This is a genomic window from Streptomyces thermospinosisporus (assembly GCF_039526425.1).
GTDB classification, from domain to species: Bacteria; Actinomycetota; Actinomycetes; order Streptomycetales; family Streptomycetaceae; genus Streptomyces; species Streptomyces thermocarboxydovorans.
The window spans coordinates 1-9,359 of sequence record NZ_BAAAIZ010000015.1; the positions used below are offsets into that span (position 1 = coordinate 1).

Here is a 9,359-nt window from a genome sequence, read left to right on the forward strand (position 1 = left end):
CCCGGCTCCTCCACCGCGGGAGCCAGCGCGGTCTTCGGAAGCCGGCTGCCGCCCGACATCAGCGCCGTCGGCGCGTCCGCCGGGACCGACGGCGGCGGGGTGCCGTCGCCCGGCTCGCTCAGCTGCGGCGCGAACACGGTCTCCGGCAGCGGCACGGAACGGTCCTCGCCGGCGTCGGCGCTGGTGTCCGTACCGGCCCACGGGGTCGCCCCCGCGCCCGGCGAACCGTCCTGCGAGGAGTCACCGGCCCCGGCCGGCGCGGGCCACGCGGCACCGCTGCCGGACGCGGCGGCACCACCGGAGGCGCCCGAGGGCTGAGCCCCCGCGCCCGAACCCGCGGCCGGCGCGGCACCCGCACCCGCGGCCGCCGCCGGAGCCGACGGCGCGGCCGCACCCGACGACCCGCCGGACCCCGACGCCGTCACGCCGGACGACGTCCCGCTCCCCGGCCCAGACGTCTCCCGCCGGTCCGGGATGCCCATCCGGTCCGCCGCCTCCTGCAGCCACTCCGGAGGGCTCAGCAGGAACGACGTCTGATTCAGGTCCACGCGGGCCGGCGCCGGCTTGGGCTCCGGCTCCGGCGCCGCCTCCGGACGGCCGTACTCCTCCTCGTAGCGCCGGATCACCTCACCCACCGGCAGCGCCGGCCACAGCGTGGCCTCCCCGCTGTCCCGGGCGATCACCAGCCGCTGCGCGCCCCCGTCCGAGCGCGGACCGTCCGCACGGTCCTCCGCCCACACCACGAACCCGAGGCCGAACTCCCGCACCCGCACCTCACGGTGCTGGTACGAGGGCACATCACCGTTGATCCACTCTTCCGCGCGCTCCTGCGCCTGCGCGAACGTCACCATCGCCTGAGCTCACTCCCCCGCGGAAGAAACCGGGACGACCCGCGCGAAGCCGCCGTCCACCATCAGATCGGCCACCGTCTGCAGCTCCGGCGGAGACCCCGCCAGCCGCGACAGGAACGCGTCGAAGTCGTCCCCGCACGGCAGCAGCAGCCGCTCCACCCGCTCGGCGGGCGACCACGACGGATCCACGTCCCGCACATCGTCATAGGCGCAGAACCACACCGAGCCGCTGCGCTCGCCCCGCACCTTCACCGCCAGCAGACCGCCCTGCACGAAGGCCACGCACAGGTAGTCCTTCGTCAGGTGATCCCGCAGACACTTGTTGATGTAGACGAGGTCGTTGACGGCCGCCTCGTCCCGCACCGTGAAGAACGGCTGGTCCACCAGCAGCCCCAGCTCGGCGTCCAGCGCCGTGCCCACCGGGGCGCAGCCGCCGGCCGCCTTCAGGAACGAACGGTAGGCACCCGGCAGCCGGTACCCCAGGTCCTCCTCGACCTGCTGCACCTGCGTCTCCGACACCGCCACACCCGACTTCGGCAGCCCGAAGTGCGCCGGACGCGTCTCCTGCAGCGGGCGCGTGCCCCGCTTGCCCTGATCCACGTTCGCGGTCGCGATCCCGCCGTGATGCCGCAGCAGCGCCTTCACCTCGACCGGCACCAGCTCCAGACGCCGCGTCCCCGCGACGTGATGCCACGTCCAGCCGTGCGGCGTCGCCACCGACGGCACCGTGTCCCACAGCTCGTGCCCGCTCGCCGCCATCGCCGCGTTCGCCGACACATAGTCCGTCAGCCGCAGTTCGTCGACACCGAAACCCTCCGGCGGGTCCGCGATCTCCACGGCCGCCCGCGCATAAGGCGAGAAGTCGGGGTAACCACGCTCGTCCACCCGCACACCTCTGGGATGCCGGGCGGCCCGCACCGGATCCGGGAATTGCACGACCTGCCCGGCGTAGGCCGCGTTCGGCGGCGCGGCGTGTCCCCCGGCCTGGCGGCCGGGAGGTGCCCCCAGCCCGAGCCGACCTGTCGTCATGGCGGTTGCCCCCTGCGGCACTCTGATACGCCCCTGCCCCGAACACCCTCGGCCGGTCACGGAACGTATTCGACTGTCACGTCTGCTACGACTTTCCTCACCGCACGGTTCGGCGGTGCCCGACAGCCTATGCGGTACGCCGACACCGGTCACCGGCACCGGTCACCAGCCCTCCGCTTGTGGTGACAAGCCGTCACCCTGCGATGACAGCGTGCCCGGACCCGGGCGTGTCGCCCCGCCCCAGCTTCCGCATCAGCCACGGCATTTGGCACTCTGTGACCTTCGGGGGATGCACGGAGGGGAAGACAATCATGAACATGACGCAGGCAGGTGCCCCGGCGGCCACGCCGAACGACCGGTCCGCCGACCCCCGCACCGGCGACCCCCGCATCGACTGGAGCGCCACCACCGACAGCCCCGCACCCGTACTGCGCCACCGCCGCGACGGCATCCTGCCCACCGTCGCCGCCGCCCTCTCCGTACGCGGCACCACCCTCACCTGCACCCCCGCCCGCGGCGACACCCCACCCGCCCTGCACCCCCTCGTACAGGACTTCCTCGACACCCTCACCAGCGGACAGCGCGACCGCTTCACCGGCCGCTGCGCCGAGACCATCCTCATCTCCCGCCACATCGCCGCCACCGACGCCGCCCGCAGCAAACGCGCCGCACGCAAACCCATGACCAACGGCGAAGCCCGCAAAGCACTCAAACACGCCAAACTCACCACCCGCCGCATCCGCGAGGACGGCGACCCCCTCCACGGCGGCTTCGCCACCCCCTGCCGCGCCTGCACCGCACTCAGCGCCCACTTCGGTGTCCGCATAGTCGACCCCGCCGCCACCGAACGCTGACACGAGCCACGCCGCCCGCCCGCGCGACGCGGCCCAGCACCATGAACTCGACGAACGAAGGGCAGATGCACACCGACCGCACCTCCACCACGCGCTTCCCCGTCCCCGTCGACGCCGCCCTGCGCGCCGCCGGCTGGCAGCCGGGACGCTGGGACATCAAACAGGCCGAGATCTGGGCCGACACCCTCCGCGACCACACCTCACCCGCCGGACACCGGCACAGCGTCTTCCCCGCCGCCGTCGAAGCCTGGGCCGAATTCGGCGGACTCCACATCCACCCCACCGGACCCGGCCGCCAGATCGCCCCCGCCACCCTCCACATCGACCCGCTCCACGGCCTCCACATGGCCCGCACCCTCGGCGACCTCGGCCGCGCCCTCGACACCCAGGTCTCCCCCCTCGGCGCCGAGACCGACACCGAGTCCCTCCTCGCCATCGACGCCGAAGGCCGCGTCTACGCCCTCGACCACACCGGCGACTGGTACCTCGGCCCCCACATCGACCAGGCCCTCGCCACCCTCATCGACGGCATCACCCCCACCCGCCTCACCGTCGCCTGAACCGCCGGCCGCCCCCACCGGCCGCACCCCGCACCCCCGCCGGCGACAAGCCTCCACGACGATGCCGGCAAGACCCCTACGAGGCCTCCGCCGCCGAAGCCGGAATCACCGCCGACACCCGGAAACCCCCCGCCTCCGTCGGCCCCGACACGAACACCCCGCCCAGCGCCGACACCCGCTCCTTCATCCCCACCAGACCATTGCCCCCCGACGGCAGCCCCGCCGACGAAGCCGCCCGCGGCGGCGGCTCGTTCTCCACCTGCATCGCGATCTCCGACGCCCGGTGCGCCAGCCGCACATACGTCTTCGCACCCGCCGCATGCTTGTGGACGTTCGTCAGCGCCTCCTGCACCACCCGGTACGCCGTCGACTCCACCACCGGCGCATACGACCGGCTCTCCCCCTCCACCGACAGATCCACGACCATCCCCGCGGCCGCCGACTGCCCCACCAGCTCCTCGATCGCCGCCAGACTCGGCCCCTCCGCCGCACCCTCCTCACCACCGGCCGCACGCGAAGCAGCCGCCGCCGCGGCCGCCCCCACCGCCGCCAGCGGAGGCACCGACACCCGCTCCGAACGCGCCGCCGCCCCCGACTCCGTACCGGCCCGCAGCACCCCGAGCATCTCCCGCAGCTCCGTCAGCGCCTGCCGGCCCATGTCCCCCACCAGCGCGGCGTTCTTCACCGCCTTCTCCGGATCCTTCCGCGCCACCGCCTGCAACGCCGCCGCATGCACCACCATCAGACTCACCCGGTGCGCCACGACGTCATGCATCTCCCGCGCGATCCGCGTCCGCTCCTCGTTGCGCGCCCACTCGGCCCGCTCCTCGGCCCGCTCCGCCAGCAGCTGAAGCTCCCGCTCCAGACTGTCCGCCCGCTCCCGCAGACTCTCCATCAGCCGCCGCCGCGCCCCGATGTACAGACCCAGCAGCACCGGCGGAGCCGTCAGCCCCAGCGCCGTCGTGATCGACGCGAACGGCACGAACCAGTCACCTATCGTCAGCTCCCCGCGCGCCATGTCCTGCCGCACCCGCACGAACGTCACGATCGCCGTGCCCAGCAGCGACATCCCCGCAAGCGAACCGATGATCCTGCGCGGCAGCTCCGAAGCCGCCAGCGTGTACAAGCCGACGACACCCATCAGAAAGCCCATCTGGGCGGGCGTCACCGCGATCGTCACCAGCACCACGGCGACCGGCCACTTCCGCCGCACCACCAGCACGGCCCCGGCCAGCAGCCCGAACACCACCCCCGCGGCCACCGGAATCCCCGCGTCCCGCGCGAACGGAATCCCCTCGAGCCCGCACTCCAGCGCGGACACCACCGCGAGCCCCACATCCAGCACGGCACTGCGCCACCGCGCCCACCACCACGGCCCTCCCCGGGCCGGCACCAGCTCTTCCCCCGTCGCGGTCATGCACCCAGCCTACGGGCGCCACCCGGTGCATTTCCGGCGACTTTCGACAAGCGATACGACGCGATACCCCTCGAACAGGTGAACCATCCTCGAACCAGCACCGGACCCGCCCATTCCGCCAGAGCCTCTTGCCCATGGCACATCCCATCGGCAAGTACGCCGACTACGAAACCCTGCGCGAGCAGGCAGTGGCCCTCCGGCGCGAAGGACTCAGCCGCCGCCAGATCCGCGACCGCCCGCGCGTCTACAACAACGACATCCTCAACCGCCTCCTCCAGGGCGAACCCCCGCCGGCCTGGACCGCACGCCCCAACGCCAAGGACGACCTGCGCGAGAAGGCCAGGGAGCTGCGCCTGAAGGGCTGGACCTACGACCAGATCCAGCTCGAGCTGGGCTGCTCCAAGAGCTCGATCTCCCTGTGGGTGCGGGATCTGCCGAGGCCGGAGCGGAAGCGCAGCCCCGAGGAAGCGGCGGCGATCGCCCGACGAGGTCTGGAAGTCGCCATGCAGACGCGCGAGAAACGGCGCCGGGAGACGAAGGAGGCAGCCAGGCAGGCGATCGGCGAGCTTCAGACCGCGAACTGTTCCTGGTGGGCGTGGCCCTGTACTGGGCGGAGGGCGCCAAGGACAAGCCGTACGCCCGGCGCGAGTGCGTGACCTTCGTCAACAGCGATCCGGGGATGGTTCAGGTGCACCTCGCCTGGCTGGACCTCCTGGGCGTGGAACGCGATCGCCTCCGGTTCAGCGTCACGATCCACGAGAACGCGGACGTGAAGGGCGCCGAGCAGTTCTGGGCCGACCTCGTCGGCACCGACCGCACCGCCTTCAACAAGACGACCCTCAAGAAGCACAACCCCAAGACCGTTCGCAAGAACGTCGGCGAGACCTATCGCGGCTGCCTGATGATCAAGGTGCTGAAGGGGGCTGAGCTGTACCGTCGCATCGAAGGCTCTTGGTACGGCATAGTGTTGGGAGTCGCTCGGCAGGTTGGCGAGATGTCCGATTAGCCGGGTTTGCAATCCCCTGTGGTGTAATGGGCAACACTATCCACTTTGGATGGATCATTCCAGGTTCGAGTCCTGGCAGGGGAGCCCTGCTCAGTTCGGGTCCTCAGCGGCAACCCCCGGTGGGGACCCGCGCTCATGTCCGCCCCAAAACCCCCCGGTATCCTGCGGACTGTCCACCCCTCCCCAAACTCAGCCGAAGGGCATCCCGTGAGCGCCAATCGCCCGGCAGCCGTCGTCGTTCTCGCAGCGGGTGAGGGCACCCGTATGAAGTCGGCCACACCCAAGGTCCTGCACGAGATCTGCGGCCGTTCTCTCGTGGGTCACGTCCTCGCCGCCGCCGGTGAGCTCCAGCCGGAGCATCTCGTCGTCGTGGTGGGGCACGCCCGCGAGAAGGTGACCGCCCATCTCGCCGAGATCGCCCCGGACGTCCGCACCGCGGTGCAGGCGGAGCAGAACGGCACGGGGCACGCCGTCCGCATGGGCCTGGAGGAGCTGGGCGGCTCGGTCGACGGCACGGTCGTGGTGGTGTGCGGCGACACCCCGCTGCTGACGGGCGAGACGCTGCGCCGGCTCGCCGCGACGCACGCCGCGGACGGCAACGCGGTGACGGTGCTGACGGCCGAGGTGCCGGATGCGACCGGGTACGGCCGGATCGTGCGGGACGAGGCGTCCGGTGCGGTGACCGCGATCGTGGAGCACAAGGACGCGACCGAGGAGCAGCGGGCGATCCGTGAGATCAACTCGGGCGTGTTCGCGTTCGACGGTGCGCTGCTGGCGGATGCGCTGAAGAAGGTGCGGAGGGACAACTCGCAGGGCGAGGAGTACCTGACGGACGTGCTGGGGATCCTGCGCGAGGCGGGTCACCGGGTGGGTGCGGCGCTCGCGGGTGATCACCGTGAGATCGCCGGCATCAACAACCGGGTGCAGCTTGCGGAGGCGCGGCGGATTCTCAATGAGCGGCTGCTGACGCAGGCGATGCTGTCGGGGGTCACGATCGTCGATCCGGCGTCGGTGTTCGTGGACGTGTCGGTGACGTTCGAGCGGGATGTGGTGGTGCATCCGGGGACGCAGCTGCTGGGTGCGACGCATCTGGCGGAGGGCTGTGAGGTGGGTCCGAACTCGCGGCTGACGGACACGCATGTGGGCGCGGGTGCGCGGGTGGACAACACGGTGTCGGTCGGTGCGGAGGTCGGTGAGGGGGCGTCGGTGGGGCCGTTCGCGTATTTGCGGCCGGGGACGCGTCTGGGCCGCAAGGGCAAGATCGGCACGTACGTGGAGACGAAGAACGCGTCGATCGGTGAGGGGACGAAGGTTCCGCATCTGTCGTACGTGGGTGACGCGACGATCGGTGAGTACACGAACATCGGTGCGGCGAGCGTGTTCGTGAACTACGACGGTCAGGACAAACATCACACGACGGTCGGGTCGCACTGCCGGACGGGTTCGGACAACATGTTTGTGGCTCCTGTCACGATCGGGGACGGCGCGTACACGGCTGCCGGCTCGGTGATCACGAAGGATGTGCCGCCCGGTTCGCTGGCTGTGGCCCGTGGTCAGCAGCGGAATATCGAGGGCTGGGTGGCCCGGAAGCGTCCGGGGAGTGCTGCCGCGAAGGCGGCGGAGGCGGCTTCCCGGGGGTCGGCCGAGGAGGGCTGACCGGAAACAGGTGCCTGAAACACGGCGTACCGTGATAAGTGCACACTCGCACCCCACCAGCTGAGACGGCCTCTCGCGAGTCGGCTGAGAGGTTTCTGGACATGCCCAGCTGTGACGACCTCTGAGGAGAAAGTGCTGTGACCGGGATCAAGACGACCGGCGAGAAGAAGCTGATGTTCTTCTCCGGCCGCGCCCACCCCGAGCTTGCCGAGGAGGTCGCCCAGCAGCTGGGTGTCGGGGTTGTCCCGACGAAGGCCTTCGATTTCGCCAATGGTGAGATCTATGTGCGGTATCAGGAGTCGGCGCGGGGTGCCGACTGTTTCCTGATCCAGAGCCACACGGCGCCGATCAACAAGTGGATCATGGAGCAGTTGATCATGATCGACGCGTTGAAGCGTGCGTCGGCTCGTTCGATCACGGTGATCGTGCCGTTCTACGGGTATGCGCGGCAGGACAAGAAGCACCGGGGCCGTGAGCCGATCTCGGCGCGGCTGATCGCCGATCTGATGCGGACGGCGGGTGCGGACCGGCTGCTGACGGTGGATCTGCACACGGATCAGATCCAGGGTTTCTTCGACGGTCCGGTGGACCACCTGTTCGCGCTGCCGCTGCTGGCGGACTACGTGGGCGCGAAGGTGGACCGGGAGAAGCTGACGGTGGTGTCGCCGGACGCCGGCCGTGTGCGGGTGGCGGACCGCTGGTGCGACCGTCTGGGTGCGCCGCTGGCGATCGTGCACAAGCGGCGTGACAAGGACGTGGCGAATCAGGTCACCGTGCATGAGGTGGTCGGTGAGGTGAAGGGCCGCGTGTGTGTGCTGGTGGACGACATGATCGACACCGGTGGCACGATCTGCGCGGCGGCGGACGCGTTGTTCGCGCACGGTGCGGAGGACGTGATCGTGACGGCGACGCACGGTGTGCTGTCGGGTCCGGCGGCGGACCGGCTGAAGAACTCGCGGGTGAGCGAGTTCGTGTTCACCAACACGCTGCCGACGCCGGGTGAGCTGAGCAGTGATCTGGACAAGATCAAGGTGCTGTCGATCGCGCCGACGATCGCGTCGGCGGTGCGTGAGGTGTTCGAGGACGGCTCGGTGACCAGCCTGTTCGACGAGCAGTAAGGGTTCTGCAGCCGGCCCCCCGCGCGGGGGTTCCGATGATCGTTTTGAGTGCGGCCTCCCTGCCTGAGTACACTGCTGCAGTTGCTCGGCGAGGGAGGCCGTACTCGTCTGTCGAAGGCGTGAACACGGCGGTCCGTTATCGACGCGCTCTTCGTAGCAGGCCGTTCGTGGCCGGGTGACCACGTCCGTTTCTGACTTCGAGGAGTGAATATGTCTGAGGTGAAGATCTCCGCCGAGACGCGCACCGAGTTCGGCAAGGGTGCTGCTCGCCGTATCCGTCGTGCCGACAAGGTTCCCGGTGTTCTGTACGGTCACGGTTCCGAGCCGGTGCACCTGACCTTCCCGGGCCACGAGATGCTGCTGGCGCTGCGTACGCCGAACGTGCTGATCTCGCTGGACATCGACGGCAAGACCAACGAGCTGGCCATCCCGAAGGCCGTGCAGCGCGACCCGATCAAGGGCTTCCTGGAGCACGTCGACCTGCTGCTGGTCAAGCGCGGCGAGAAGGTCCAGGTGGACGTTCCGGTGCACACCGAGGGTGAGCTGGCGCCGGGCGGCAACCTGCTGGAGCACGTCCTGGACATGCTGCCGGTCGAGGCCGAGGCCACGCACATCCCGGAGCACGTGACGGTCTCCGTCGAGGGTCTGTCCGCCGGTGACTCGGTTCACGCGAAGGACGTCAAGCTGCCGAGCGGTGTGACCCTGGCGGTGGACGAGGACGCCGTGGTGCTGCAGGTGCTGGCCGCGCAGACCGAGGTGCCCGAGGAGACCGAGGGCGAGGAGGAGGAAGAGGCCGCCGAGGCCTGATCCCCTCTGGGCCCGTGGTCCGCTCCCGGCGAGGATGCGTTGAGGGCGGCGGACCCGAGTC

The 9,359-nt window shown here is 70.3% G+C and carries 7 protein-coding genes, 1 tRNA gene and 2 pseudogenes; 7 read left to right on the forward strand and 3 right to left on the reverse strand.

Annotation, left to right across the window (positions count from 1 at the left end):
- Both ABD207_RS06780 and ABD207_RS06785 read right to left on the reverse strand, forming a co-directional pair.
- Positions 1-851: pseudogene (locus ABD207_RS06780) on the reverse strand (SUKH-4 family immunity protein); the annotation flags it as partial.
- 9 nt (positions 852-860) lie between these two features.
- Complete coding sequence (locus ABD207_RS06785; protein ID WP_344010836.1) at positions 861-1,880, reverse strand: SMI1/KNR4 family protein; 1,020 nt, start codon at positions 1,878-1,880, stop codon at positions 861-863.
- Positions 1,881-2,191: 311 nt separating this feature from the next.
- On the opposite strand from ABD207_RS06785, the gene ABD207_RS06790 reads away from it, so the two are divergent.
- Together ABD207_RS06790 and ABD207_RS06795 are read left to right on the forward strand one after the other, a co-directional pair.
- Positions 2,192-2,734 carry a YwqJ-related putative deaminase gene (locus tag ABD207_RS06790; RefSeq protein WP_344010838.1) on the forward strand — a complete coding sequence of 181 codons (543 nt, stop codon included), beginning with the start codon at positions 2,192-2,194 and terminating at the stop codon, positions 2,732-2,734.
- A 65-nt stretch (positions 2,735-2,799) separates the two neighbouring features.
- Positions 2,800-3,294, forward strand: coding sequence for an SUKH-3 domain-containing protein (locus ABD207_RS06795; protein ID WP_344006969.1), 495 nt, complete (start codon positions 2,800-2,802; stop codon positions 3,292-3,294).
- 76 nt (positions 3,295-3,370) lie between these two features.
- Here the strand turns inward: ABD207_RS06795 and ABD207_RS06800 are convergent, their stop codons facing one another.
- Positions 3,371-4,711: a sensor histidine kinase gene (locus tag ABD207_RS06800; protein WP_344010839.1), complete on the reverse strand. Its 1,341-nt coding sequence runs from the start codon at positions 4,709-4,711 to the stop codon at positions 3,371-3,373.
- 134 nt (positions 4,712-4,845) lie between these two features.
- On the opposite strand from ABD207_RS06800, the pseudogene ABD207_RS06805 reads away from it, so the two are divergent.
- The 5 genes and pseudogenes from ABD207_RS06805 to ABD207_RS06825 all read left to right on the forward strand — a co-directional run bounded on the left by ABD207_RS06805 (position 4,846) and on the right by ABD207_RS06825 (position 9,298).
- Positions 4,846-5,717, forward strand: a pseudogene (locus ABD207_RS06805) (hypothetical protein).
- A gap of 12 nt (positions 5,718-5,729) precedes the next feature.
- Positions 5,730-5,801 (forward strand) — tRNA-Gln (locus ABD207_RS06810).
- 123 nt (positions 5,802-5,924) lie between these two features.
- Positions 5,925-7,373, forward strand: coding sequence for a bifunctional UDP-N-acetylglucosamine diphosphorylase/glucosamine-1-phosphate N-acetyltransferase GlmU (gene glmU, locus ABD207_RS06815; RefSeq protein WP_344010842.1), 1,449 nt, complete (start codon positions 5,925-5,927; stop codon positions 7,371-7,373).
- A 137-nt stretch (positions 7,374-7,510) separates the two neighbouring features.
- Positions 7,511-8,491 carry a ribose-phosphate diphosphokinase gene (locus ABD207_RS06820; protein ID WP_344006943.1) on the forward strand — a complete coding sequence of 327 codons (981 nt, stop codon included), beginning with the start codon at positions 7,511-7,513 and terminating at the stop codon, positions 8,489-8,491.
- Between the two features lie 210 nt (positions 8,492-8,701).
- On the forward strand, positions 8,702-9,298 hold the full coding sequence (locus tag ABD207_RS06825) for a 50S ribosomal protein L25/general stress protein Ctc (protein WP_344010844.1): 597 nt from the start codon (positions 8,702-8,704) through the stop codon (positions 9,296-9,298).
- Positions 9,299-9,359 lie beyond the last annotated feature (61 nt).